The sequence below is a fragment of the Virgibacillus sp. 7505 genome, assembly GCF_002272135.1.
Lineage (GTDB): Bacteria > Bacillota > Bacilli > Bacillales > Amphibacillaceae > Terribacillus.
The window spans coordinates 1-281 of the sequence record NZ_NPBF01000165.1; the positions used below are offsets into that span (position 1 = coordinate 1).

Annotated in this window: 1 pseudogene; it reads right to left on the bottom strand. The window is 53.0% G+C overall.

The window, feature by feature from the left end:
* A pseudogene (locus tag CHH91_RS18430) lies at positions 1 to 281 on the bottom strand (hypothetical protein); the annotation flags it as partial.

A 281-nucleotide genomic window follows, 5' to 3' on the forward strand; every position in this document is an offset into this window, starting at 1 on the left:
CCAGCCACACCGCGCCAAGTGAGAAATTCTCCCTCATACTCGGCGGCTTGCGTTAGCTGCTCACCCTTTGCAATCCGCGACAGGTATTGCCCGTCTGTGCTGTTCTTTTTCCCGTCGCTTCTTTCGCTCTTGTATGCCTGCCCCTGCGCAATTTCCGCCATGCCTTCGTGGTATTTGTATAGCTTTTTAAAATGACCAGCTATACGCCATGCAACACGCTCCACCTGGGAATACAGGTATTCGAGCTTGGCTATTTCAAACGGGGCTAGTTCGTCCAGCCG